This window comes from Pseudomonas sp., from assembly GCF_040514055.1.
Lineage (GTDB): Bacteria > Pseudomonadota > Gammaproteobacteria > Pseudomonadales > Pseudomonadaceae > Aquipseudomonas.
The window spans coordinates 25,757-49,526 of sequence record NZ_JBEVDL010000006.1 but is presented as its reverse complement, the minus strand read 5'-3'; the positions used below and the strand labels follow the sequence as shown (position 1 = coordinate 49,526).

The 23,770-nt window shown below is 64.9% G+C and carries 24 protein-coding genes; 14 read left to right on the top strand and 10 right to left on the bottom strand.

Annotation, left to right across the window (positions count from 1 at the left end):
* Positions 1 to 41: 41 nt before the first annotated feature.
* Positions 42 to 1,907 (top strand): hypothetical protein, encoded by a 1,866-nt coding sequence (locus ABWY06_RS02055; protein WP_353923895.1) that lies wholly within the window; start codon positions 42 to 44, stop codon positions 1,905 to 1,907.
* Positions 1,908 to 1,923: 16 nt separating this feature from the next.
* Here the strand turns inward: ABWY06_RS02055 and ABWY06_RS02050 are convergent, their stop codons facing one another.
* Positions 1,924 to 2,781: an SDR family oxidoreductase gene (locus ABWY06_RS02050; protein WP_353923911.1), complete on the bottom strand. Its 858-nt coding sequence runs from the start codon at positions 2,779 to 2,781 to the stop codon at positions 1,924 to 1,926.
* A 199-nt stretch (positions 2,782 to 2,980) separates the two neighbouring features.
* Here ABWY06_RS02050 and exbB point away from each other — a divergent pair, with 199 nt between their 5' ends.
* The 7 genes from exbB to ABWY06_RS02015 all read left to right on the top strand — a co-directional run bounded on the left by exbB (position 2,981) and on the right by ABWY06_RS02015 (position 11,168).
* On the top strand, positions 2,981 to 3,973 hold the full coding sequence (exbB, locus tag ABWY06_RS02045; protein WP_502948135.1) for a tonB-system energizer ExbB: 993 nt from the start codon (positions 2,981 to 2,983) through the stop codon (positions 3,971 to 3,973).
* A 2-nt stretch (positions 3,974 to 3,975) separates the two neighbouring features.
* Positions 3,976 to 4,401 carry a TonB system transport protein ExbD gene (exbD, locus tag ABWY06_RS02040; RefSeq protein ID WP_353923894.1) on the top strand — a complete coding sequence of 142 codons (426 nt, stop codon included), beginning with the start codon at positions 3,976 to 3,978 and terminating at the stop codon, positions 4,399 to 4,401.
* The gene (locus ABWY06_RS02035; RefSeq protein ID WP_353923893.1) at positions 4,398 to 5,141 is read left to right on the top strand and encodes an energy transducer TonB family protein; all 744 of its coding nucleotides are present in this window, start codon (positions 4,398 to 4,400) and stop codon (positions 5,139 to 5,141) included. The genes exbD and ABWY06_RS02035 overlap by 4 nt, the downstream gene beginning before the upstream one ends.
* 153 nt (positions 5,142 to 5,294) lie before the next feature.
* Positions 5,295 to 6,227 (top strand): hydrogen peroxide-inducible genes activator, encoded by a 933-nt coding sequence (locus ABWY06_RS02030; protein WP_353923892.1) that lies wholly within the window; start codon positions 5,295 to 5,297, stop codon positions 6,225 to 6,227.
* A gap of 7 nt (positions 6,228 to 6,234) precedes the next feature.
* Positions 6,235 to 8,310: an ATP-dependent DNA helicase RecG gene (gene recG / locus ABWY06_RS02025; RefSeq protein ID WP_353923891.1), complete on the top strand. Its 2,076-nt coding sequence runs from the start codon at positions 6,235 to 6,237 to the stop codon at positions 8,308 to 8,310.
* Positions 8,311 to 8,402: 92 nt separating this feature from the next.
* Positions 8,403 to 9,809 carry an aminoacyl-tRNA deacylase and HDOD domain-containing protein gene (locus tag ABWY06_RS02020; RefSeq protein WP_353923890.1) on the top strand — a complete coding sequence of 469 codons (1,407 nt, stop codon included), beginning with the start codon at positions 8,403 to 8,405 and terminating at the stop codon, positions 9,807 to 9,809.
* Between the two features lie 453 nt (positions 9,810 to 10,262).
* Entirely contained in the window at positions 10,263 to 11,168 is a 906-nt protein-coding gene (locus ABWY06_RS02015) for a DUF4261 domain-containing protein (protein WP_353923889.1), read from the top strand.
* An 11-nt stretch (positions 11,169 to 11,179) separates the two neighbouring features.
* Here the strand turns inward: ABWY06_RS02015 and ABWY06_RS02010 are convergent, their stop codons facing one another.
* The 6 genes from ABWY06_RS02010 to ABWY06_RS01985 form a co-directional block, all read right to left on the bottom strand.
* The gene (locus tag ABWY06_RS02010) at positions 11,180 to 11,920 is read right to left on the bottom strand and encodes a hypothetical protein (RefSeq protein ID WP_353923888.1); all 741 of its coding nucleotides are present in this window, start codon (positions 11,918 to 11,920) and stop codon (positions 11,180 to 11,182) included.
* 143 nt (positions 11,921 to 12,063) lie between these two features.
* On the bottom strand, positions 12,064 to 12,459 hold the full coding sequence (locus ABWY06_RS02005) for a helicase (RefSeq protein ID WP_353923887.1): 396 nt from the start codon (positions 12,457 to 12,459) through the stop codon (positions 12,064 to 12,066).
* 128 nt (positions 12,460 to 12,587) lie between these two features.
* Positions 12,588 to 12,860: an HU family DNA-binding protein gene (locus tag ABWY06_RS02000; protein ID WP_353923909.1), complete on the bottom strand. Its 273-nt coding sequence runs from the start codon at positions 12,858 to 12,860 to the stop codon at positions 12,588 to 12,590.
* 189 nt (positions 12,861 to 13,049) lie between these two features.
* Complete coding sequence (locus ABWY06_RS01995; RefSeq protein WP_353923886.1) at positions 13,050 to 14,198, bottom strand: NAD(P)/FAD-dependent oxidoreductase; 1,149 nt, start codon at positions 14,196 to 14,198, stop codon at positions 13,050 to 13,052.
* Between the two features lie 74 nt (positions 14,199 to 14,272).
* On the bottom strand, positions 14,273 to 14,440 hold the full coding sequence (locus ABWY06_RS01990; RefSeq protein ID WP_353923885.1) for a rubredoxin: 168 nt from the start codon (positions 14,438 to 14,440) through the stop codon (positions 14,273 to 14,275).
* 59 nt (positions 14,441 to 14,499) lie between these two features.
* The gene (locus ABWY06_RS01985; protein WP_353923884.1) at positions 14,500 to 14,667 is read right to left on the bottom strand and encodes a rubredoxin; all 168 of its coding nucleotides are present in this window, start codon (positions 14,665 to 14,667) and stop codon (positions 14,500 to 14,502) included.
* 221 nt (positions 14,668 to 14,888) lie between these two features.
* Between ABWY06_RS01985 and ABWY06_RS01980 the strand changes: the two genes are divergently transcribed.
* The 6 genes from ABWY06_RS01980 (at position 14,889) to ABWY06_RS01955 (ending at position 21,020) form a co-directional block, all read left to right on the top strand.
* Positions 14,889 to 15,443 (top strand): chorismate--pyruvate lyase family protein, encoded by a 555-nt coding sequence (locus ABWY06_RS01980; RefSeq protein WP_353923883.1) that lies wholly within the window; start codon positions 14,889 to 14,891, stop codon positions 15,441 to 15,443.
* Positions 15,444 to 15,491: 48 nt separating this feature from the next.
* Positions 15,492 to 16,442 carry a 4-hydroxybenzoate octaprenyltransferase gene (gene ubiA / locus ABWY06_RS01975; RefSeq protein ID WP_353923882.1) on the top strand — a complete coding sequence of 317 codons (951 nt, stop codon included), beginning with the start codon at positions 15,492 to 15,494 and terminating at the stop codon, positions 16,440 to 16,442.
* A gap of 135 nt (positions 16,443 to 16,577) precedes the next feature.
* Positions 16,578 to 17,267: a phosphate regulon transcriptional regulator PhoB gene (gene phoB / locus ABWY06_RS01970; RefSeq protein ID WP_353923881.1), complete on the top strand. Its 690-nt coding sequence runs from the start codon at positions 16,578 to 16,580 to the stop codon at positions 17,265 to 17,267.
* Between the two features lie 31 nt (positions 17,268 to 17,298).
* Entirely contained in the window at positions 17,299 to 18,597 is a 1,299-nt protein-coding gene (phoR, locus tag ABWY06_RS01965; RefSeq protein WP_353923880.1) for a phosphate regulon sensor histidine kinase PhoR, read from the top strand.
* Positions 18,598 to 18,647: 50 nt separating this feature from the next.
* On the top strand, positions 18,648 to 19,508 hold the full coding sequence (locus ABWY06_RS01960) for an endonuclease/exonuclease/phosphatase family protein (protein WP_353923879.1): 861 nt from the start codon (positions 18,648 to 18,650) through the stop codon (positions 19,506 to 19,508).
* A 171-nt stretch (positions 19,509 to 19,679) separates the two neighbouring features.
* Positions 19,680 to 21,020 carry a hemolysin family protein gene (locus ABWY06_RS01955; RefSeq protein WP_353923878.1) on the top strand — a complete coding sequence of 447 codons (1,341 nt, stop codon included), beginning with the start codon at positions 19,680 to 19,682 and terminating at the stop codon, positions 21,018 to 21,020.
* A gap of 80 nt (positions 21,021 to 21,100) precedes the next feature.
* Here the strand turns inward: ABWY06_RS01955 and ABWY06_RS01950 are convergent, their stop codons facing one another.
* From ABWY06_RS01950 to ABWY06_RS01940, 3 genes are all read right to left on the bottom strand, one after another.
* Positions 21,101 to 21,448, bottom strand: coding sequence for a DUF805 domain-containing protein (locus ABWY06_RS01950; RefSeq protein WP_353923877.1), 348 nt, complete (start codon positions 21,446 to 21,448; stop codon positions 21,101 to 21,103).
* A 322-nt stretch (positions 21,449 to 21,770) separates the two neighbouring features.
* Complete coding sequence (locus tag ABWY06_RS01945) at positions 21,771 to 22,667, bottom strand: peptidoglycan DD-metalloendopeptidase family protein (RefSeq protein WP_353923876.1); 897 nt, start codon at positions 22,665 to 22,667, stop codon at positions 21,771 to 21,773.
* Between the two features lie 194 nt (positions 22,668 to 22,861).
* Positions 22,862 to 23,719, bottom strand: a complete 858-nt coding sequence (locus ABWY06_RS01940) for a peptidoglycan DD-metalloendopeptidase family protein (protein WP_353923875.1) — start codon at positions 23,717 to 23,719, stop codon at positions 22,862 to 22,864.
* Positions 23,720 to 23,770 lie beyond the last annotated feature (51 nt).

The window sequence follows — 23,770 nt, the reverse complement described above, 5'->3', positions numbered from 1 at the left end:
TGCGCCTACCGCAGACACACCGTTTTTTCAGGACAGGCTCAATGTTCAAGTGCGCAGCAGGGAAAATCGGGGGGCTGGGCTGTGGGATTCTAATGGCCTTTTCCGCCAGTGCCGTAGTCGAGCCGGAGCACTATGGCACCGAGTATTGCGTGGTACCGGTGATGGATCAGCCAGGCGACGCGGATCTCTATTACAACTATTTCTTCAAGACCTACCCGTTTGCGCCTCATGTATTGCTAGATGGCCAATACGGCTCCTTGTGGACGATCAAGGACTTTAACAGGGCCAGCGTCTACCAACCGAAAGTCCATCTCAGCTACTTAGATAGTTCGGTCTACTTCCGTGACCCAGATGTTATCTACACCTTCAGCGACTCCCCCCATGGTTACAAGATCCAGGGCGACCAGGCGCCAATACGCGTGTCCGAAGACGAGTTAATGGCCAGGAGCGATTGGAGAGATCGTCTGTCTTCCCAGCGTAACCACTCGTATCATCGCCTGGGCTTGGAGGACGGATTGCAGCTGGCCGTCAGCGATAAGGGCCTCCAGCTGACCTATCCCTCCGGGCTGTCGCTGCCGATCCAGGGCAATCACCTGGTCAGACCCGATGGCGTCGATCTGTATCCCTTGGCTGGCCGCGGCGACATCCTGGTCAAGACTTACAACGGCCTGTTTATCGTCGCCAAAAACCAGGGCGACGCCGCCCAATATTGTGAGCGGGTAAAACCCGATTACCCCAGTCACTATCGGCTGGTGCCGCTGATGGAGGGGGTCAGGAACGACGTCATTTCCTCGGCCAAAAAAATCGACGCAGGGCGCTATCTGATTTTTTTGCGGTCAGGCGCCCTCATGCTCAAGACCGCGGAAAGCTTGACGCCGGTTGACGATCTGTCGAAGCACATCAAGGTGGTGACGCTCGAAGAAGCTGACGCCCAGGGCCTGCGCCAGCACTTTCCGCACAAAGCCGGCGAGTATGCCCTACTGCAGAAGGCCGGCAGTTACGGTTACGGCATCAAACTGCCCAGAGATGACCAGGGCTGGCGCGCTCATGGCCGCCTGGAAGACGGCCACTCGTTCCTGGTCAGTCGTGGCGCTATCTCAATGGCCATACTTGACCCGGATTTCACTGTACGACCCTTCCACTCGCCGAATAACAAAGCCGGTATCGGCACACTCTTCAATCTGGGCCAGAGCCTGTTCAGCTACCACCCCATGGTTCATAGCTCGACAGACCTCTATTTTTCCCAGATCACCCTGAACGGCATCACCCGGGTAGGTATTCCTGGGAAGGTCAAACATATACATCCGCTCGTTGAAAAGCCCGGCAATGGCGCCCACGCGCTGGTCTTTGAGGCTGTCGCCGGCGGGGTCTACCTGCTTAGCGCCGTGGGTACAGTGAACCCTTATCCGCATTTCCCCCTGAAAGATACGTCCCGGCTCAGCCATATGCTGTCCGATGCCGAACGGCTTTTTTATATCGACAGCAACCGGATTTTTGTCTGGTCGCCGGGTGCTGCACCCGTCGAACTGGCCCGTTTCGATCCGCGCCAGCACGGACACCCGCTGCAGCTGATCAAAATGGGCAAGGATCTGGTACTGGTCACCTACCGTGGCCTTTATCGAGTCCTGTCCGATGGCCAACTGCAGACGCTGCTGGCCGACCCCTATCAGGTGGGCGCGATCGAAAAGGTCTCCCCGCTGGAAAACCATAATGCCTGGCTGGTGGAAAGCCTCTATGGGCCCTTTATAGTCGATCACATGGGTGTCACCTCGCGGTTGAGCCTGGAAGGCCGCGAGTCGTCTTACTTTTACGGAAGGCTCGACTCCGACAACACCGAGTCCTACCTAGGGACGGATAGTGAGATCTACCGATTGGACGTCAAGGGCGACCGCCCAACACCGCCCTGAGCACAGAACTCGCCCTCTACGCCTGCCCGGCCAGAATCGCCCCATAACCCTGCTGGTAACCCGGGTACTCGGGTGCCCAGCCCAGGGCGCGGGCGCGGGCGTTGCTGCAGCGTTTGCTGCCGGCGCGGCGCACGCTGGACTCGTCGGACCAGTGGCTGACCCCGAGGCGCTCGCGCAACCAAGCCACCACCTCGGCCAGCGGCGCCGGGCTGTCATCCACGCCCAGGTAGCAATCGTCCAGGGCCTGGCCACGTTGGTCGGCCTGCAGCAAAAAGGCCAGCAAGCCGGCCGCGTCGTCGACATGGATGCGGTTGCCATACAGTGGCGGCTCACTGGCCACCCGGTAGCCGCGGCGGACCTGGGTCAACAGCCACTCGCGGCCCGGGCCGTAGATACCGGTCAGGCGCACCAGGGTCGCGGGGATGCCGCTGGCCAGCGCCAATTGCTCGGCCTCGCGCATGATCCGCCCGGAAAAACTCCCGGCTTCGGCCGGCGAGGCCTCGTCGACCCATTCGCCGCCCTGCTGGCCATACACGCCGCTGCTGGAGACGAACAGCAGGCGCCGTGGCGACTGCCCCTGCTGCGCCAACCACGCCAGCACATGGCGCAGCCCCTCGACATAAGCGGCGCGGTAGCCGGCTTCGTCGTGCTCGCCGGCGGCGGCGCTGTACACCAGGTAATCCAGCGCGCCACTCGGCCAGGCCTCCGGGCAATCGGCCTGCTGCAGATCGCCGGCCAGCGGCAGGATGCCCGCCGGCAAAGCGCTGGTAGTACGGCGCAAGCCATGTACGCGCCAGCCCGAGGCAACCAGACGCAATCCGAGACGGCTGCCGACATCGCCACAACCGGCGATCAACAGGGAAGGGTTCATCAGCAGACTCCGGCGCAAAAACCACAGCCTAACGTCGCAGCCCCCCAGGGCCAAGCCCCGGCGCAGAGCCAGCGCCGACAAATATCGCGCCTTTGCTTTTGCTAACGCGAATTGTTTGCAATAATACTTCACCATTTTTATTCGCCGTTCGGGACTCCAGGCCCCGAATCAGCCGTTTTCTCGTCTTTCGGGGCCCGCCCGCATGAAATCCAACGAAACCTCCCGTCGGTTGTGCATGACCCTCGCCACGCTGCGCGCCCTGTGCCTGGGCCTGCTGCTGGCCCCCAACCTGGCCCACGCCGATGAGCCCGTGGCCCCAGCAGCGGCCACTACGGCCAGCAGCCCCACGCCCGCTGCTGTAGCCGCGGCACCCGCCACGCCCGCGGCGCCTGCGACCACGCCAGCGGCACCCGGTGCCGACGGCGCGGCGACGCCGGTCCCGACGCTGCCGGCCGGTGAGGTCGACCCGCTGGCGATCAACGAAGAAAACGGACTGCCCCACGACCTGTCGCCCTGGGGCATGTACCAGAACGCCGACGCCATCGTGCAAGGCGTGATGATCGGCCTGGCGCTGGCCTCGGTGATCACCTGGACCATCTGGATGGCCAAGGGCCTAGAACTGCTGGGCGCCAAGCGCCGGTTGCGCCGCGAGCTGCTGCTGTTGAAAAAGGCACGCACATTGAAGGAAGCCGCTGACGCGGCCAACACCGACGGCACCTTGTCGCACTTGCTGGTGCAGGACGCCATGGAAGAGATGCGCCTGTCGGCCAACAGCCGCGAACGCGAAGGCATCAAGGAGCGGGTGAGTTTCCGCCTGGAACGCCTGGTCGCCGCCAGCGGTCGGCAGATGAGCACCGGCACCGGGGTGCTCGCCACCATCGGTTCGACGGCGCCCTTCGTCGGCCTGTTCGGTACCGTCTGGGGCATCATGAACAGCTTTATCGGCATCGCCAAATCCCAGACCACCAACCTCGCGGTAGTCGCCCCGGGGATCGCCGAAGCCCTGTTGGCCACGGCCCTCGGCCTGGTCGCGGCAATTCCGGCGGTGGTCATCTACAACGTCTTCGCCCGTTCGATCACCGGTTACAAGGCCCAGGTCGCCGACGCCTCGGCCCAGGTGCTGCTGCTGGTCAGCCGTGACCTCGACCACCTGCCGGCTGAACGCAGCCAGCCGCACATGGCAAAAGTGGGCTGATCATGGGACTTCACCTGAACGACGGCGGCGATGATCTCCAGGAAACCCACGAGATCAACGTCACGCCCTTTATCGACGTGATGCTGGTGCTGCTGATCATCTTTATGGTCGCCGCGCCCCTGGCCACGGTCGATATCAAGGTCGACCTGCCCGCCTCCAGCGCCGAGCCCCAGCCGCGCCCGGAAAAACCGCTGTTCCTGACCGTCAAGCAAGACCAGAGCCTGTTCCTCGGCAACGAGCCGGTGACCCAGGAACAATTGGGCGCCGCGCTGGATCAGCGCACCCAGTCGAAAAAGGACACCACGGTGTTCTTCCAGGCGGACAAGGGCGTCGAGTACGAGCGCTTGATGGAAGTGATGAACGCCTTGCGCGCCGCCGGTTACCTGAAAATAGGCCTGGTCGGCCTCGAGGCGGTCGCCCCGCAATGAATGCGATACCCCGTCAGCTGATATGGATCCTGTGCCTGCTGCTGGTCCTGGGCGTGCACGGCGGCATGGCCGCCTGGGCGCTGTACTGGCAGGTTGAAACGCCACCGCTGGAACTGCCACCCGCCGCCATGCTGGTGGAGCTGGCGCCCTTGCCTCCGGCCGTCGCGGCACCGCCCCCGCCGCCTCCACCGCCGCCACAGGTCGAGCCGGAAACGCCCAAGCCCTTGCCCAAGCTGGCCGAGGCGCCCAAACCCGCGCTGGCGTTGCCGCCGCCCAAGCCTCGTCCGAAACCACAACCGCCGCAGCCCAAGCCGCAGCCGCCCAAACCGGTCGAGCCTGCGCCCACGCCGCAACCGCCAGCACCGCCGGCGCCTGCTGAACCGGCACCGGCGCCCGTGGAGCAAGCCCCGCCGGCACCGACCAACACCGTGTCCCAGGCCGAGGTGGTATGGAGCAACAAGCTCACCGCGCACCTGCGCAGGTACCTCAAGTACCCGGATGCGGCCCGGCGCAGCGAACGGCTCGGCAGCGTGCGCCACGTCACCCTGCGCTTTACCGTCAACGCCCAGGGCGAGGTGACGGACTACTCGGTCGTCAAGTCCGCCAACAGCGCGCTGTTCGACCGGGCCTCGCTGCAGATGATCCGGCGTGCCCAGCCGTTGCCCAAACCGCCCGCGGAGGTCCTCAGCAACGGGCTCAAGGAAGTGACCTTTCCGCACACCTACGAGCTGACTCGCTAGGACCCGCTTTCCGTCCACCGGCCCGCCGTTCCCCGCGGCGGCCGGCCGATGACGGCCCGAGACGGGCCACTGCCCCGCACCTCGACGACTCGACCCGGTTGGTTCCATCCCTGGCAACCGCTATGCTTGGGCGCAATCTAATGGAAAACCCCTATGACCCTCACCGAACTGCGCTACATCGTCACCCTCGCCCAGGAGCAACACTTCGGGCGTGCGGCCGAACGTTGCCACGTTAGCCAGCCAACCCTGTCGGTGGGGGTGAAGAAACTCGAAGACGAACTGGGCGTGCTGATTTTCGAGCGCAGCAAAAGCGCGGTGCGCCTGACCCCGGTCGGCGAAGGCATAGTCACCCAGGCGCAGAAGGTGCTGGAGCAGGCCCAGGGTATCCGCGAACTGGCCCAGGCCGGCAAGAACCAGCTGACTGCGCCCCTCAAGGTCGGCGCCATCTACACGGTCGGGCCCTATCTGTTTCCGCACCTGATCCCCCAGCTGCACCGGGTGGCACCGCAGATGCCGCTCTATATAGAAGAGAACTTCACCCACGTGCTGCGTGACAAGCTGCGCAACGGCGAACTGGACGCGGTGATCATCGCCCTGCCGTTCCAGGAAGCCGACGTGCTGACCAAGGTGCTCTACGACGAGCCCTTCTCCGTGCTGCTGCCCGCCGGCCACCCCTGGACCGCCCAAGCCAGCATCGATGCCAGCCAGCTGAACGACAAGAGCTTGCTGCTGCTGGGCGAGGGTCACTGTTTTCGCGATCAGGTGCTGGAAGCTTGCCCGACCCTGCGCAAGGGTGGCGAGGACCACGCCAAACACACCACGGTGGAATCCAGCTCCCTGGAGACCATTCGCCATATGGTGGCCTCCGGCATGGGCATCTCGATCCTGCCGCTTTCGGCGGTCGACAGCCATCACTATGCCCCGGGTGTCTTCGACGTGCGTCCGCTGACGCCGCCGGTGCCCTTTCGCAGCGTCGCCATTGCCTGGCGCGCCAGTTTTCCGCGCCCACGGGCGATCGAGGTGTTGGCCGACTCGATTCGCCTGTGCTCGGTGGTGCAGCCCCTGACGACAAGCGCCCAGGGATAACACGCCCATGAGTGAACTGGCGACGGTATCGGTCACCGCCCTGAAAGGCGTGGGCGCGGCCCTGGCGGAGAAACTCGCCAGGGTCGGCCTGGAAACCTTGCAGGATGTGCTGTTCCACCTGCCGCTGCGCTATCAGGACCGGACCCGCATCGTGCCCATCGGCCAATTGCGCCCGGGCCAGGATGCGGTGGTCGAGGGCACGGTGTCCGGCGCGGACGTGGTGATGGGCCGCCGTCGCAGCCTGCTGGTGCGCCTGCAGGATGGCAGCGGCACGCTGAGCCTGCGCTTTTACCACTTCAGCCAGGCGCAAAAAGACGGCCTCAAGCGCGGCACCACGGTCCGCTGTTACGGCGAGGTGCGCCCAGGCTCGTCGGGCTTGGAGATCTACCACCCGGAGTACCGCGCGCTCAGCGGCAGCGAGCCGATCGCGGTGGAGCAGACCCTGACGCCGATCTACCCCACCACCGAAGGCCTGACCCAGGCGCGCCTGCGCCAACTCAGCGAGCAGAGCCTGGCGCGCCTGAGTCCCCAGAGCCTGCCGGACTGGTTGCCCGAGGAACTGGCCCGGGAATACCGCCTGGCGCCCCTGGACCAGGCGCTGCGCTACCTGCACCGCCCGCCGCCGGATGCGGACGTGGACGAGCTGGCCGAGGGCCGGCACTGGGCCCAGCATCGCTTGGCTTTCGAGGAGTTGCTGACCCATCAGCTGTCGCTGCAGCGCCTGCGTGAGAGCCTGCGCGCCCAGCACGCGCCGGCCCTGCCCAAGGCCCAGCGCCTGCCCAGCCAGTTTCTCGCCAACCTGGGTTTTGCGCCCACCGGCGCCCAGCAGCGGGTCGGCGCCGAAATCGCCTACGACCTGATGCAGGACGAACCCATGCTGCGGTTGATCCAGGGCGATGTGGGGGCCGGCAAGACGGTGGTCGCCGCCCTTGCGGCGCTGCAGGCCCTGGAAGCCGGCTACCAGGTGGCCCTGATGGCGCCGACGGAAATCCTCGCCGAACAGCATTTCATCACCTTCCAGAAATGGCTGACGCCGCTGGGCATCGAGGTCGCCTGGCTGGCGGGCAAGCTCAAGGGCAAGGCCCGCGGTACGGCCCTGGAGCAGATCGGCAGTGGCACGCCGATGGTGGTCGGCACCCATGCCTTGTTCCAGGACGAGGTCAGCTTCAAGCGCCTGGCCCTGGTGATCATCGACGAACAGCATCGGTTTGGCGTGCAACAACGCCTGGCCCTGCGGCGCAAGGGCGTCGACGGCCGGCTCTGCCCGCACCAGCTGATCATGACCGCCACGCCGATCCCGCGGACCCTGGCGATGAGTGCTTACGCCGACCTCGACACCTCGATCCTCGACGAATTGCCGCCCGGGCGCACACCGGTCAACACCCTGCTGGTCGCCGACAGCCGGCGCCTCGAAGTGATCGAGCGCGTGCGCTCGGGGTGCCACGAGGGGCGTCAGGCCTATTGGGTGTGCACCCTGATCGAAGAGTCCGAGGAGCTGACCTGCCAGGCCGCCGAGACCACCTTCCAGGACCTCAGCGCGGCACTGGGCGGGCTGCATGTCGGCTTGATCCACGGGCGCATGAAGCCGGCGGAAAAGGCAGCGGTCATGGCCCAGTTCAAGGAGGGACGGCTGCAATTGCTGGTCGCCACCACCGTGATCGAGGTGGGTGTCGATGTGCCCAATGCCAGCCTGATGATCATCGAAAACCCCGAGCGCCTGGGCCTGGCCCAGTTGCACCAGTTGCGCGGTCGGGTCGGCCGCGGCAGTGCCGCCAGCCACTGCGTGCTGCTCTACCACCCACCGCTGTCGCAGCTGGGCCGTGAACGCCTGGGCATCATGCGCGAAACCTGCGACGGCTTCCTGATCGCCGAAAAGGACCTGGAACTGCGGGGTCCCGGCGAGATGCTGGGCACCCGCCAGACCGGCCTGTTGCAGTTCAAGGTGGCGGACCTGATGCGTGACGCCGACCTGCTGCCGGCGGTGCGCGACGCCGCGCAGACCCTGCTGGCGCGCTGGCCGCAACATGTCAGCCCACTGCTGGAACGCTGGTTGCGCCATGGTCAACAGTACGGCCAAGTGTGATGAGGCGCACACTGGCCCGATCACCGGCCCCCTCACCGGCCCAAGGCTCTGGTTATACTCGCCTATAGATGTCTTCCAGCAGGATCCTGCCCATGATCGAAGTCGCTGTCGTTCCCGATTCCACGCCCCGCCCGCCGGCGGTCATAGTGCAACTGTTCGAGAAGCTCGGGCTGCCCTACCAGGAACGCGTCGATCAGCCGAACCTCGAACGCGCCCAGCGGGTCCAGGCGGTATTGCTCGAGGACGCGGTCGGCGCCCTGCTGATCCTCTACCCTCAGAACCAGTTGCTGGACCTCAACCGCCTGGCGGAGCTGACCGGACGCAAACTGGCGGCGGTCAAACCCGAGCGCCTGGAACGCATGCTCGGCAAACACCAGCTCGACCTGCTGCCAGCCCTGCCGCCGCTGACCAGCTCGCCGTGCCTGTATGACGAACGCCTGCTGAATGAAAGCAGCCTGCTGATCGAATCCGGGCAGCGTGGGGTCTTGCTGGAAGTGCCGACCGCGGCGTTCCGTAGCCTGCTCAGCAAAGCCAGCGCGGCGCGCTTCGGCGAGCCGCTGAGTGGCATCCGTCCGAACCTGGACCGCCCCGATGACGATCGGGCCGAAATCACCGAGGCGGTCAAGGCCTTCACGGCCCGGCGCATCCAGCAGCGCCTCGAAGAAACCATCGAGATTCCGCCGCTGCCGGCCACCGCGCAGAAGATCATCAAGCTGCGGGTCGATCCCGACGCCACGGTGGACGACATCACCGGCGTGGTCGAAACCGACCCGGCGCTGGCCGCCCAGGTGGTCAGCTGGGCCGCCTCGCCCTACTACGCGGCGCCTGGCAAGATTCGCTCGGTCGAGGACGCCATCGTCCGTGTGCTGGGCTTCGACCTGGTGATCAACCTGGCCCTGGGCCTGGCCCTGGGCAAGACCCTGAGCCTGCCCAAGGATCAAGTGCAGCACGCCACGCCCTATTGGCAGCAAGCGATCTACTGCGCCGCGGTGATCGAAGGCCTGACCCGGGCCATGCCCCGCGCCCAGCGCCCGGAAACCGGTCTGACCTACCTCGCCGGACTGCTGCACAACTTCGGTTACCTGGTGCTGGCCCACGTCTTTCCGCCGCATTTCTCGTTGATCTGCCGGCACCAGGAAGTCAATCCGCACCTGCCCCACAGCTACATCGAACAGCACCTGCTGGGGATCAGCCGCGAGCAGATCGGCAGCTGGCTGATGCGCTTCTGGGACATGCCCGAGGAACTGGTCAGCGCCTTGCGCTTCCAGCACGATCCGCATTACCAGGGGCCGCACTCGGCCTATCCGAATCTGGTCTGCCTGGCGGCCAGCCTGCTGCGCAACCGCGGGATTGGTTCGGGGCCCCAGGGCGAGATCCCCCAAGGGCTGTTTGATCGCCTGGGCCTGAGCCGCGACAAGGCCGAGGATGCCGTGAGCAAGGTGCTGGAAGCGGAGGCGGCACTGCGCGACCTGGCCTCGCAGTTCAATCAGCCCGGTTAACTATCCAACCGACGCCGGGCGGGTTACCTGCCCGCGTGGCTGATGACAGCCTGGGGCCAACTCGATGCGACTGGCCAATCCATGCCCAGGCCTTTTCATCAATCCCGCGAAGGCAGGAAGCCAGTCGTAAGGGTTCGCCGACAGCGCGGCCGCACTTCAATGCGGGTCGCGTGCCCCAGCCCGCGCAACAACCTCGCCGCGCCCCTTTCACTTCACCCTTATGCTGACCGAACGTCTCGACATAGCCGATCAGGTGAGCGTATTGCGGATTAGCGGTTCACCCGAGACAAGCTCAAGACACCGCGGCGCAATGTGACAGTGCTCACAGCTGCGAAGCTGGGGGACCGGCCGCCGACGCGAAGGCGATACGCTGGGCACCCTGAGCGCGTGTGGCTGGATACCGGCTACAGCGGGCTTTAACGCCTCCCCTCGTCCTTGTCGGAGCCCTGCTTTATGAGTCTGTTATCCCGCTTTTTCGGCAAACTCGGTGCGCCGCAAACCGCCGGTCAAGCCGGCCCACTGGTGGCGAACCCCGCGATCGAAAACCCGTTGAGTCTGATCCTGTTGTTCGCCGACCTGCGGTTGGATGCCCAGGCCCTGCAGCAGCAGCTGCGCGCCTTCGACCGCAGCATGGCTGCGGCCCTGGTCGAATTCGAGCCGGACTTTCCCGCCGAACAGCCTATCGGCCTGGCCGGCTGGGGGCCCCATGTGATCAAGCTGATCGGTTTCGCCGCGCCCATGCCGGCCGATGCACTGGAAGCCTGTGTCGCGCCGGCCCACTACCCCGCCGAGCTCAAGGACCAGGCCCGCGCCCACCGCGCCCATGTGATTCTCTACTACGCCGGCGATGCCACCTCCGCCCTGGACCAGTACCTCGCGTTGGCTGCCGTAGCCGGGGCACTGTCGCACCTGGGTGCGCAAATCGTGGTCAATGAAACGGCAAACACCTCGCTGCCGGCGCAGATGCTGGCTGACCCCGAATCCAAGGGCAAGCACCTGAAACTGCTGCAGGCGCTGCCGCTGCTGATGCTGTTCTGTGGCTTCGTCAAGTACGAGGTGGAAGGTACGCCGGGGGTGTGGATGCGCACCTACGGCGCCGATCGATTCGGCTTGCCCAACTTCGCCGCCCTGGCCGAAGGCCACGACCAAGGCCAGTGGTATTTCGAGATCTTCGGCAATGTGCTGGGTTACCTGCAGACGTCAGGCGCGCAGATGGGTGAGGGCCATAGCATGCAGGTCGGCGAGGACAAATTCTTCCGCCTGCGTGCGCCAAACCCGACTGAGTACTTCCTGAACGACGCCAAGGGTCTCTGGGTCGCCGAGATCATCGGCGCCGACCAGATCAATCAACCGGGCTGAACTTCGGCACCCTACTTGTTGAGCTTGGCGCGCCGCGCGGCGAACACTTCGGGGAGGGCCTGGGCACTGGCTTCGAGCAGGCGGCTGACCGGTCCCTGCTCGTACAGCGCGGCGTACTCGGCCAACTGGTCACTGGGCATTTGCCGGTAGGCGAACAGCATAAAGGATTCCACGGCCTGGGCGCTCTGGGCGTCCAGGGCCTTGGCCTGCGCCTCGGTCTGGGCGCTCAACGCTTGTTCGTCGAGGGACTCGCCGCGGGCCTTGAGCGCCAGCAGCGCCTGGGTCTTGCCCACCTCGTAACGCAAGCTCGAGGCCAGCACCGTGGTGTGCGCGGCACGGTCCAGGCGCCGCACCAGGGCCAGCCGATCGGCGCGCGGCGGCCGTTGCCCGAGCTGAGCGCGGTAATTGGCCAGGGCCTCGGTACCGGTTTCACCGACAGCCCGTTCCGCCTGGGTGAATCGCTGCGCCAGGGGGCTGCTCAGCAGGGCCTCGGCCTGGCGCAACTCGGCCGCCTGCACACTTGGCGCCAGGCGGCGAGCCAGGTCGCGGCACAGCGCGTCGGCGGCGAATGCCTTGCCCACGGCGGCCTGCTGTTCGCTGGACAGTCCGCGCAATAACAACGGCTCACTCTGCTCGCAGAGCATGCGAATACCCGCCAGTTCGAACGCCTGATTGAACGCGGCAGGCTTGGGGGCTTCGGCACGGGCCAGGTCGGCGCTTAGCAGCAGCGCGAGGAAGGGTAATAGGCGCATCGGGAGATTTCCGCAAAAACAGCCGTCAGCCTAACCAAAGCCCCGCGCAGCTGCCAGCCGCAGGGCCGCAGATGCGGCGCGGTCGACACTCTGAACGCGGGTTCCGGACCGGCTTCGGCAAAACAGGCGCAGCCCGGCAGGACTCAGGCCGCGGTTTTCTCGGCCGGTTTCTTTTTCTTCGGCATCAGGTACTTGGTCAGGCCCTGGAACCAGACCACCAACGCCGGGTTGCCCTGGATCTGGATGTCCTTGTTCTGGATACCCTGCATAAAGGCCAGCTGCTTGTTCTTCGCGCTCATGGTGGCGAACCCGTAGGCGCCGTCCTTGAAGCCCAAGGCGAAGGCCGGAGCACTGACCGTACCACCCTTGCTGCTGATGCGTTGGTCCTTGACGATGAAATGACGGGCGATCTTGCCGTCCAGGGTATGCAGTTGGAACACCAGGTCCTTGCCTGCCAGCTGCTCCTGGAATTTGGGATTTTCACGGCTGGCCTTGGCCATCAGGCGACCCAGCATCCACAGGAGAAAACGGAATTTCATGCGCACGGCCTCGGGGGAAGTGAAACGGCGGCGCATTGTAGCGGTTTGCCGCGAGGACTACAGCCCGCCTTTAAGCCGGCCGCAGAATCGCTGAAAAGCCCGGAGCCGAGCGGCTCCGGGACCTGGACTCAGTTGACCGAGTCCTTGAGGAACTTGCCTGGTTTGAAGGCAACGGTATTGCTGGCTTTGATTTTCACCGGCTCCCCGGTTTGCGGGTTTTTTCCGGTGCGCGCACCACGGTGACGCTGCACGAAGGTGCCAAAACCCACCAGCGTCACGCTGTCTTTGCGGTTCAGCGCGCCGGTGATTTCTTCGAGTACGGCATTGAGCACACGATTGGCTTGATCCTTGGTCAGATCAGCCTTTTCCGCGATGGCGGCGGCGAGTTCAGGTTTACGCATAGAAAGCCTCTTAAGACGGGTTTTTTTTTGTTGTATCCGTACTGCCATAAGAACGGCGCCCACTGTGCCGTAACAGCTCTGCGCTGCGGCAGACCCGATGGAGAATGGCATGCCCTCTGGACCTTCGCCAGTCTTGTCGGACACTTTGCCGGGACAATTGGGTGGCGTATCCGACAGAACGACTGCCGTTTACGCCAGCAACGCCGGCAACTCCTTGTTCAAGGCCAACTTCTCCTGCACCGCCGTCCCCGTCAGTGCATAGCCCAGCAGGCGTCCGGCGGGGTCACGGCACAGCGCCTTGATATCGCCGCCGCGGCCTTCGACCGTCCATTCCCCGGGCTGACCCAGCGGCGGCGGGGACACCACCAGGGGACAGACCGGGGTTTTGACCAGCACCGGCATGGGACCGTAACGAACCGGCGTCGGGGTGCCGGTCAATGTCTGGGCCAGCGCCCGCGCGCAAGTCATCAGGGGCATCACGTAAAGCAGGTTCAGGCCATCGACCTCGGCACAGTCACCGAGGGCATGGATATTCGCGTGGGAGGTCTGCAACTGGCGGTCGACCACTACCCCGCGGTTGACCTGCAGCCCCGCCGCCGCCGCCAGGTCGATGCGCGGCCGCAACCCGACGGCGGAAATCACCAGGTCGCAGCACAGTTCGCTGCCGTCGGACAACTGCGCCTGCAGCCCCTGGGGGGTGCGCTGCAGGCGTGTCAGCAGTGGCCCCAGGTGGAAGCGCGCGCCGAGGCTTTCCAGTCCCGCCTGCACCGCGGCAGCCGCGGCCGGGTGCAACAAGCCCGGCATGACCTGCTCGCAGGGTGCCACCAGCTCGACTTCGAATCCGCCAAGCAGCAGGTCGTTGGCGAACTCGCAGCCGATCAAACCCACGCCCAGCAGCAAGACCCGGCGCTTACCCGCCGCCGCAGCGCGAAAGCGCGCGTAGTCCTCCAGGTCGTTGATCGAAAAAATCGCGTCCTGAGCGTCGCCCTGCACCGGCACCCGGATGGTTTCCGCGCCCCAGGCCAGCACCAGGTCCCGGTAGGGCACGGCTTCCTCACCGATCCACAGCTGTCGATGGCCCGGGTCTATGCCACTGATGCGGGTATGGGTGCGCACCTCGGCATTCAGTTGCTCGGCCATGGCACCGGGCTCGGCCATGCTCAGGCCTTCGGCGTCCTTGTTCTTGGCAAAACCGGTGGACAGCATGGGCTTGGAATAGGACCGGCCGTCATCGGCGGTGATCAGCAGCAAGGGCGTGTCCGCGTCGAGCTTGCGAAATTCCTTGGCCAGGTTGTAACCCGCCAGACCGGTACCGACTATGACCACAGGTGCGCGCATCCGCGGCTCCTCGACAATGAAAGATTAAAGGGAGCTCGAGCGCTGGCGTGCGCCAGGCGAGCCCATATCGCCACTCAACAGATCTCGATCATCTCGAAGTCGCTCTTGCCAACGCCACAGTCCGGGCAGATCCAGTCCGCCGGCAGATCGTCCCAGGCGGTACCCGGTGCTATGCCCTCGTCCGGCAGCCCGGCGTCTTCGTCGTAGATGAATCCGCACACCACACATTGCCATTTGCGCATCGTCGCCTCCCGCCGCCCGGACGCCGCCCGGGACGGCTCAAAACAGCTTCGACCCGGCCTCAGCCGATTTCGATCATCTCGAAATCCAGCTTGCCGACGCCGCAATCCGGGCACAACCAGTCCTCGGGGACATCCTGCCACAGGGTACCGGCGGCAATGCCTTCGTCAGGCCACCCCAGGCGCTCGTCATAAATCAACCCGCACACCACACACTGCCACTTTTTCATCGACTGCTTCCTCGGCTCTCAGGCGTTTTCGGTCGGACGGTCAATACCGCTGGACCGCCATCCGACTCAGGCGCTTTGTACTGATCGGCGGGCACCGGCGCAAGGGGCAGCACCGTCGCCCTACCTAAGTCCGGCCTCCAGGACGCGCCCATTGGCCGCACTTCACAGCGCCAGGGCACATGCTAAGCTGCCCGCCCCATTGGTCGCCAAAGTCCCTCGCCGTGCCCGTTGCTCCCTTTTGCGAGACCCCTCGCTGGCTCGAAGCCGCCGCATTGCAACCCGAGCCCAGCAGCCAATTGGCCGACTGGTTGTTCGACCAGGGCTCGCTGACCCGTCGGCTGACCGCCTTGTCGAATGGGGCCTTCAGTATCACGCCGCTGTTGCAGGGTTGGCAGACCCTGCGTGACGACGAGTGCCTGGCGCTGGCGGTGCCCCTGGCCAGCGTCGGCTGGGTGCGCGAGGTCTACCTGCGCGGCCATGAGGAGCCCTGGGTCTTCGCCCGCAGCGTGGCAGCACGGCGCGACCTGAGCGAATCGCAGTTCGACCTGGAAAGCCTCGGCAGCCGCTCCCTCGGTGAATTGCTGTTCAGCGACAGCGCCTTTACCCGCGGGGCGCTGCAGGCGGCCCGTTGCCCCGGCGAGTGGTTGCCCGCCGCGGTGCGTGAGGACGGCCTCTGGGCGCGCCGCTCGTGCTTTCGCCGCGCGGCCCTGGGCGTGCTGGTGGTCGAGGTCTTTCTGCCGGCATTCTGGTCACGCGCCGCGCCCCCCGGCCTATAATCGAGCGCTCCCGCGCAGGACCTTCACCTTTAAAGGACCCGGTCTCCCATGGGCAAGAAAAAACACGGCAGAAAACCCTCGACGAAAGGCGCACCAGTCACCAAGGCGTTCGCCAGCGCGCCACAACCGCAGCCCTCGCGAACCCGGGAACGCCTGCAGGATTTTGCCGCGCTGACCCGGATCGACCGGCCGATCGGCATCTACCTGCTGCTCTGGCCGACGCTCTGGGCCCTGTGGATCGCCGCCGAGGGCCTGCCCAGCCTGAAGAACCTGGCGATCTTTGTATTGGGAGTGGTGCTGATGCGCTCCGCCGGTTGCGTCATCAACGACTACGCCGACCGCCACTTCGATGGCCACGTCAAACGCACCCGCGAACGGCCCCTGGCCACCGGCCGTATCAGCTCACGGGACGCCCTGGTGCTGTTCGCGGTGCTGGTCGGCCTGAGTTTCGTGCTGGTGTTGTTCACCAACGCCACCACAGTCTGGTTGTCGTTCGGCGCCCTGGCCCTGGCCGCCTGTTACCCCTTTATGAAACGCTACACCTACTACCCCCAGGTGGTCCTCGGCGCGGCCTTCTCCTGGGGCATGCCGATGGCTTTTACCGCCGAGACTGGCCATCTGCCGGCGGCGGCCTGGCTGCTCTACCTGGCCAACCTGCTGGTGACCGTGGCCTACGACACCTACTACGCCATGACCGACCGCGAGGATGACCTGCGCATCGGGGTCAAGTCCACCGCCATCCTGTTCGGCGAGGCCGACCGCCTGATCATCGCCACCTTGCAGGGCCTGGCGCTGCTGTGCCTGTTGCTGGCCGCGGCGCGCTTCGGACTCGGGCTGTATTTCCACCTTGGCCTGGGCGTCGCCGCCCTATGTTTTGCCTGGGAGTTCTGGAGCACCCGCGACCGCGACCCCCAGGCCTGCTTCGCCGCGTTCCTGCACAACCATTGGGCCGGGCTGGCGATCTTTCTTGGCCTGGTGGTCGACTACGGCCTGCGCTGATTCGTGCGGATCACTCCGGCCGCCCGGGGTTGCCAGATGCCAATCGAAGGCGCGCGGCCACCCCACTGTCACACCGTTGCAATAATTCCGTTATCTAATGCGCCCCATGATCGCTAAACGACCCGAGGCCTGAGCATGGTTGGCAAACACATCCTGATCGTCGACGACGAGGCGCCGATTCGCGAGATGATCGCGGTCGCCCTGGAAATGGCCGGCTACAGCTGCCTGGAGGCGGAAAACAGCCAGCAGGCCCACGCCCTGATCGTCGATCGCCAACCGGACCTGATCCTGCTCGATTGGATGCTGCCCGGCACTTCAGGCATCGAACTGGCCCGGCGCCTGAAGCGCGACGAGCTGACCGGCGGGATCCCGATCATCATGCTCACCGCCAAGGGCGAGGAGGACAACAAGATCCAGGGCCTGGAAGTCGGTGCCGACGACTACATCACCAAACCTTTTTCCCCCCGCGAACTGGTCGCCCGCCTCAAGGCCGTGCTGCGTCGTGCCGGCCCGGTGGACAACGAGGCACCGATCGAGATCGGTGGACTGCTGCTCGATCCGGTCAGCCACCGCGTGACCATCGACGGCAAACCTGCCGAGATGGGCCCCACCGAATACCGGCTGTTGCAGTTTTTCATGACCCACCAGGAGCGCGCCTACACCCGTGGCCAGCTGTTGGACCAGGTCTGGGGCGGCAACGTCTACGTCGAAGAGCGCACCGTCGACGTGCATATCCGCCGGTTGCGCAAAGCCCTGGGCGAAACCTACGAGAACCTGGTGCAAACCGTGCGCGGCACCGGTTATCGTTTTTCCACCAAAAGCTGAGCGCCCCACGGCGTCGATAAGGACTGCATAGGTGAACCAGAACTGGCGCGGCACCGTTGTACGCCACCTGCTGGTGCTCGTAACGGGCTGCCTGCTGCTCGGCCTGATCAGCGGTTACTACGCCTGGGCCCTGGTGCTGGGCCTGGCCCTCTACCTGGGCTGGACCCTGCGCCAATTGCTGCGCCTGCATCAATGGCTGAAGCAGCACCAGCCCGAGGAGCCGCCACCTGATGGTCACGGCTTGTGGGGCGAAGTCTTCGACAGCATCTATCACCTGCAGCGTCGTGACATGCGCGTACGGGCACGCCTGCAGGCGGTGATCGACCGCGTGCAGGAGTCCACCGCAGCGCTCAGGGACGCGGTCATCATGCTCGACACTGACGGCAACCTGGAGTGGTGGAACCGCGCGGCCGAAAAGCTGCTCGGCCTGCAAAGCCCCCAGGACAACGGCCAGCCAGTGAGCAACCTGGTCCGCCACCCACGGTTCAAGGAGTATTTCGAGCGTGGGCACTTCCATGAGCCGCTGGAGCTACCCTCCCCGGTCAACGACCGCCTGCGCCTGCAATTGCAGATCACCCGTTATGGCAATCACGAACACCTGATGCTGGTACGCGACGTCACCCGGGTGCATCAGCTGGAGCAGATGCGCAAGGACTTCGTGGCCAACGTCTCCCACGAACTGCGTACACCCTTGACCGTGATCGCCGGTTACCTGGAAACCCTACTGGACAATGTCGAGGACGTCACCCCGCGCTGGCAGCGTCCGTTGCAACAGATGCAACAGCAGGCCATGCGCATGCAGAGCCTGCTCAATGACCTGCTGCTGCTGGCCAAGCTGGAAGCCACCGACTACCCCTCGGACAACCAGCCGGTGAAAGTCGCCATGCTGCTGCAGACCATTCGTAACGACGCCCGCGCCCTCTCCGGCGAACGTCATCCGATCGTCCTCGAGGCCGACCCCGAGGTGTGGCTCAAGGGCAGCGAGACCGAACTGCGCAGCGCCTTTTCCAACCTGGTGTTCAATGGCGTTAAATACAGCCCTGAAGGCGGTGAAATCCGCATCCGCTGGTGGGGCGACGAACAGGGCGCGCACTTGAGCGTGCAGGACCATGGGCTGGGCATCGAGGCACGGCACCTGCCGCGCCTGACCGAACGCTTTTACCGGGTCGATTCCAGTCGAGCCTCGAACACCGGAGGCACCGGTCTGGGCCTGGCGATCGCCAAACATGTGCTGCTGCGCCATCGAGGACGCCTGGATATCCACAGCGAGCCGGGTCGTGGCAGTACCTTCACCTGCCATTTTTCCAGTCAACAGCGGGCGCCTCACTGAACCGCCTGCGCCTGCGGCTGCAATGGATAGGCGCGGCCAGCCTGCTGGCCTTGCTGGGCGCCGGACTGGGCCGGCTCGATTGGCGCCTGGAACTGTTCAGCCATTTCCTGCCCCATGCCTGCCTGGCCCTGCTGGTGGCCAGCTGGGCGGCACGCCATCGGTTGCTGCGGCTGTTCTACCTGCTGGCGGGCCTGGGCGGCTTCGGCCTGATCGCCCTGACCCTGGGCCTGGCGCCCTCCCCGACTCCGGCAATCGCCGAGCAGCCCGCGCTGCGAGTGCTCAGTTTCAACCTCAACCTGGACAACCCCGACATGCCGGCGGTGATGCGCCAGATCGAGCAGGGCCATCCCGACCTGGTGCTGCTGATCGAGGTCACGCCGGTGCAGTGGCAGGCCTTGTTCGCACTGCGCCAGGCCTACGGCCACGGCTGTGGGATACCGCGCGACGATCCCTTCGGCATGACCCTGCTGTCCCGTCTGCCCTTGGCGAGCTGCACCGTCAGCGGTCGGTTGCCGGCGATCGAGGCACGGCTGGCAGACCGTAACCTGAGGCTGATTGGCCTGCATCCGCCGCCGCCGCTCAACGATGAGCTGGCCCTGATCCGTCAACAGCAGCTGCGTGATTGGGGACTGCGTATCGCCGGGCAGCGCGATGTGTTGCTGCTGGGTGATTTGAACCTGACACCCTGGTCGCCGCTGCACCGCGATCTACTGGCGACTTCCGGCCTGCGCGACGCCCGGGCGGGACGCGGCTACTTCGCCACCTGGCCGAGCGCCATGGGCCCGCTGGGGCTGCCGTTGGACCAGGCGCTGCTGGGCGCCGACTGGCAGGTCAGGAGTTTGCAAACCGGCCCCGCAGTCGGCTCCGACCACCGCGCGCTGTGGCTCGAGCTAGGCGAGCGAGGGCCCTGAAACGACGGTTACCGCCGGCGACGGCGTCACCCACGCGGCGCCGATTAGCCGACTGCGCCATCAGCCGTTAAACTCTGGTGCTGGGCAAGACGCGCGTCAGCCGTTAGGCTCGCTGCTCACCGAACCCATTCGATGATCCCCCTTCTCATTCGGAACCCTTGAAACACCACCATGGACCCTTCCCCCAGTTACGCCGCTGCCTCCTATTTCGCCGATATCGGTCTTATCCTGTTCGCCCTGTTCCTGGTCGTGCTCAATGGCTTCTTCGTCGCCGCCGAATTCGCCATCGTCAAGCTTCGCGCGACCCGAGTCGAAGCCATCGCCGCGAAGAATGGCTGGCGCGGGCATATTCTGCGCACCGTGCACAGCCAACTGGACGCCTACCTCTCGGCCTGCCAACTGGGTATCACCCTGGCGTCCCTGGGCCTGGGCTGGGTCGGCGAACCGGCCTTCGCCCACCTGCTGGAGCCACTGCTCGGTGCGATAGGCATCGAGTCGCCGCAAGTGGTCCACGGCGTGGCCTTTTTCAGCGCCTTTTTCATCATCTCCTACCTGCATATCGTGGTTGGCGAGTTGGCGCCCAAGTCCTGGGCCATCCGTCAACCCGAACTGCTGTCACTGTGGACGGCCGCGCCCCTGTACCTGTTCTACTGGGCCATGTATCCGGCGATCTACCTGCTCAACGCCAGCGCCAATGCCATCTTGCGCGTCGCCGGCCAGGGCGAGCCGGGACCGCACCATGAACACGCCTACAGCCGTGAGGAACTGAAACTGATCCTGCACTCCAGCCGTGGCCAGGATCCCAGCGACCAGGGCATGCGGGTGCTGGCGTCCGCGGTGGAAATGGGTGAGCTGGAAGTGGTGGACTGGGCCAATTCCCGGGAGGACCTGGTCAGCCTGGAGCACGAAGCGCCCCTCGGCGAAATCCTCGCACTGATCCGCCGCCACAAATACAGCCGTTACCCGGTCTATGATTCGACCAGCGGCCAGTACGTCGGCCTGCTGCATATCAAGGACCTGCTGCTGGCGCTGGCCGCCCTGGAAAGCATGCCGGAGTCCTTCAGCCTCGCCGAGTTGACCCGGCCCATCGAGCGGGTCTCCAAGCATATGCCACTGAGCCGCTTACTGGAGCAGTTCCGCCAGGGCGGCGCGCACTTCGCGCTGGTCGAGGAAGGCGATGGCAAGGTGATCGGCTACCTGACCATGGAGGACGTGCTGGAAGTCCTGGTCGGCGATATTCAGGACGAACACCGTAAGGCCGAGCGCGGCATCCTCGCCTACCAACCGGGCAAACTGCTGGTGCGCGGCGACACGCCACTGTTCAAGGTCGAACGTCTGCTGGGGCTGAACCTCGACCATATCGAGGCTGAAACCCTGGCCGGCCTGATTTACGAAACCCTGAAACGGGTCCCGGGCGAGGAAGAAGTGCTGGAAGTCGAAGGCCTGCGCATCATCATCAAGAAGATGAAGGGCCCGAAAATAGTGCTGGCCAAGGTGCTGAAACTGGACTGAGCAGCCAGCCGCAGCTGAACCGCCAAAATCGACGGTGAGGGCTTAGGCCGCCACCGTCGATCCAGGGCACGAACTCAGGCTTACGCCGTCACACCCTTGGGATTGGGGCCGTACTGGTTATCGCCCGGGGTGCTGTCGATGGCCAGGAATACCAGCAACACGATGCCGGCAAACGGAACCAGGGCGATCAGCATCCACCAGCCGCTGCGGTTGGTGTCGTGCAGGCGGCGAATCCCCACCGCAATGCTCGGAACCAGCAAGGCCAGGCCGTAGATAATGCTCAACAGGCTCATGCCGATCAGGCTATCGACCCACGCCAACACCATGCTGATGACAAGGTTGATCAGGAAAAACATCCAGTATTCCTTACGGCGCGCGCGACCATTGAATACTGCGTATTGTTTCAAAACGTCGAGATACCAGTTCATAATTTTTCCTTGATGCCCTTATAGGGATTGGGTGACAGCCGGGATCTTGCCGTCACCTCGGTGTATGGACAGCCATAGGCCTGAGCCAGGCACGCCTATAGCCCATGGCCACTCTAGCGGCTCGGCGGGCGGCAAAATAGAGGCTATGGGCTGGTGAATGTGTAAATTCATGAAAAGTGCGAACAGACCAGCAAAGTGCTATCAGAGCGCCAAGCGGGCCTGCCGATCTCCAGGAAAAAGTGGCGGCGCAGGGGTCATGGCACTTTGCAGGGACGAGTGACGCTCAGGACTGACGCGCAGGGGCAACCCGCGCGGTGGGGCGCTAATCGCCGCCGACGGCGAAATTGGGCAGGCTGTCGACCGGCTGATTGAAGTCGTAGGGGATCGACTCCAAAGCCAGGCCGACGTTGCGCTGCACCACGAAATGCAGGTGCGGTCCGGTGCTGTTGCCGGTGTTGCCGGAGCGGCCAATCATGCCGCCCACCTCGATGCGCTGCCCTTCCTGGGTCGCCACCGAGCCGCGCATCAGGTGCAGGTAGACACCCATGGTGCCGTCGTCGTGGAGGATGCGCACGTAGTTTCCGGAAGGGTTGTTACCGCGCCCGGTCTGGCTGTTCTCGGTCTTGACCACCACCCCGCCGCGTGCGGCCACGATCGGCGTGCCCTCGGGCATGGCGATGTCCAGGGCGTAACGGCCCTTGGGGGTGAAGTGGCTGTACTTGCCGTTGGCGCCCTGGGTCAGGCGGAACGGCCCGCCACGCCAGGGCAACGGATAGTGATACACCAGGGGCAGCAGCCGTGGGTCGCCCAGGGCATAACGCAACCTGGGGGTGTAACTCAACGGCTTGCTCGGATCCCGCGCGGCCAGCGTCGCCAGGCGAATATTGCTGCGCGGCGGCAGGACCCAGCGAATCGGCTTGGACGGCACACCCACGGCGTTCTGCACATTGTCCAGGCGCAGCTCAACCTCCACCGGCGCGAACAGGTCGTTGCGCAGCAGCAAGGTTTCGCCGGCCTCGTGTTTCTTGGTTTCCAGCTTCACCTGCCGGTCGAGCCGCTCGACCATGCGGTCGCGAAAAACGAACACCTGCGCGCCCTTAACGGCTTTGTCGGAATAGGTCACCACACCGTTGGCATCGGTGTACTTGTAGATGGTCAAGGCTGTAGCGGGACCGGCGAGGGTCAACGCAGCCAACAGAAGGAGAAAACGCCCGAGCATGACAGTCGATCTAGTTATGGACACGAAAATGAAGCCTAGCAGGGATGGAGAGCGGGCATGGCGTCCGACGGATACCGAACCACTTCGACCTTGCAGGGCGATGGGTGGCCATCATACGGGCACCCCCGTACGAAAAAGCGGCACTGGCTCTTAAAAATGCCTACCGCTGGTCAAAAAATCGCCAGATAGCCGCCCTATTCACCACTCAGGGCGAAATTCGGCAAGGGACTCAACGGCTGCTCGAAGCGAAACGGAATCGACTCGAATCGCGCGCCCACCTGCCGCTGCACGGCAAAATGCAAGTGCGGGCCGGTGCTGTTGCCGGTATTGCCGGAGCGGCCCAAGGGCGCTCCCAGCGCCACCCGTTGGCCCTCGGCGACACTGATCGAATCCTTTTGCAGGTGCAGATAGACACTCATGCTGCCGTCATCGTGCAGCAGCCGTACATGGTTGCCCGAGGGGCTGCCGGCACGGCCACTTTGGCCATCGTGCACGGTCATCACCCGTCCGGCCCGCGCCGCGATCACCGGGGTTCCCGGCGGCATGGCGATATCGAGGGCGTAGCGCCCCTGGGGGGTATTGTGGCTGTAGTTGCCATTGGCGCCCTGGCTGATGGGAAAGGGGCCACCCTGCCACGGCCAGGGGTACACCGCGGGCTCCAGCGGCGCGGGCAGCGTAGCGGACGGGGGCGGCGCGTGCAGCGATTGCTCCAACAGCTCGCGCAGGATCTGGTTGACCATGGCGGTCTCGGCGAGCGTGGGTTCGTCGTCGACCTCGATGGTTTGCGTGGCGCCTTTGTTCAACTGTGCCTGCTGCGGGTCGAAGTCCATTGCGCCGTACAGGTCGTCGCGCACCTCGACGTAACGCCCGGGTTCCGCCTGGGCGGAGGCGGCGGGCCGGGAAACCGGTTGCACCACCTGCCCAGGCGCGGCCGGTGCCAGGTTGCTGTAAGTGGTCACACCGTTGGCATCGACGTGTTTGTAGAAGGCGGCCGACCCCGTCGACGGCAGCAGGGCGAGCACGGCGCAACACAGGACAAGGCGTGAAAACATGAGCAAGAGGCCGCGTGGGGTCGAATCAGGCGGGCCAGCTTAGCAGCCCGG

Excerpts from the sequence above, each read along its gene's own strand:
- ABWY06_RS02010 (WP_353923888.1), bottom strand. The coding sequence starts at position 11,920 with ATGCGCCTATTACCCTTCCTCGCGCTGCTGCTAAGCGCCGACCTGGCC.
- ABWY06_RS01995 (WP_353923886.1), bottom strand. The coding sequence starts at position 14,198 with ATGCGCGCACCTGTGGTCATAGTCGGTACCGGTCTGGCGGGTTACAAC.
- ABWY06_RS02030 (WP_353923892.1), top strand. The coding sequence starts at position 5,295 with ATGACCCTCACCGAACTGCGCTACATCGTCACCCTCGCCCAGGAGCAA.
- phoB (WP_353923881.1), top strand. The coding sequence starts at position 16,578 with ATGGTTGGCAAACACATCCTGATCGTCGACGACGAGGCGCCGATTCGC.
- ABWY06_RS01985 (WP_353923884.1), bottom strand. The coding sequence starts at position 14,667 with ATGAAAAAGTGGCAGTGTGTGGTGTGCGGGTTGATTTATGACGAGCGC.
- ubiA (WP_353923882.1), top strand. The coding sequence starts at position 15,492 with ATGGGCAAGAAAAAACACGGCAGAAAACCCTCGACGAAAGGCGCACCA.
- ABWY06_RS01990 (WP_353923885.1), bottom strand. The coding sequence starts at position 14,440 with ATGCGCAAATGGCAATGTGTGGTGTGCGGATTCATCTACGACGAAGAC.
- ABWY06_RS01940 (WP_353923875.1), bottom strand. The coding sequence starts at position 23,719 with ATGTTTTCACGCCTTGTCCTGTGTTGCGCCGTGCTCGCCCTGCTGCCG.
- ABWY06_RS01950 (WP_353923877.1), bottom strand. The coding sequence starts at position 21,448 with ATGAACTGGTATCTCGACGTTTTGAAACAATACGCAGTATTCAATGGT.
- ABWY06_RS02005 (WP_353923887.1), bottom strand. The coding sequence starts at position 12,459 with ATGAAATTCCGTTTTCTCCTGTGGATGCTGGGTCGCCTGATGGCCAAG.
- ABWY06_RS02020 (WP_353923890.1), top strand. The coding sequence starts at position 8,403 with ATGATCGAAGTCGCTGTCGTTCCCGATTCCACGCCCCGCCCGCCGGCG.
- ABWY06_RS01955 (WP_353923878.1), top strand. The coding sequence starts at position 19,680 with ATGGACCCTTCCCCCAGTTACGCCGCTGCCTCCTATTTCGCCGATATC.
- exbD (WP_353923894.1), top strand. The coding sequence starts at position 3,976 with ATGGGACTTCACCTGAACGACGGCGGCGATGATCTCCAGGAAACCCAC.
- ABWY06_RS02000 (WP_353923909.1), bottom strand. The coding sequence starts at position 12,860 with ATGCGTAAACCTGAACTCGCCGCCGCCATCGCGGAAAAGGCTGATCTG.
- ABWY06_RS02015 (WP_353923889.1), top strand. The coding sequence starts at position 10,263 with ATGAGTCTGTTATCCCGCTTTTTCGGCAAACTCGGTGCGCCGCAAACC.
- ABWY06_RS02055 (WP_353923895.1), top strand. The coding sequence starts at position 42 with ATGTTCAAGTGCGCAGCAGGGAAAATCGGGGGGCTGGGCTGTGGGATT.
- ABWY06_RS02035 (WP_353923893.1), top strand. The coding sequence starts at position 4,398 with ATGAATGCGATACCCCGTCAGCTGATATGGATCCTGTGCCTGCTGCTG.
- ABWY06_RS01945 (WP_353923876.1), bottom strand. The coding sequence starts at position 22,667 with ATGCTCGGGCGTTTTCTCCTTCTGTTGGCTGCGTTGACCCTCGCCGGT.
- exbB (WP_502948135.1), top strand. The coding sequence starts at position 2,981 with ATGAAATCCAACGAAACCTCCCGTCGGTTGTGCATGACCCTCGCCACG.
- recG (WP_353923891.1), top strand. The coding sequence starts at position 6,235 with ATGAGTGAACTGGCGACGGTATCGGTCACCGCCCTGAAAGGCGTGGGC.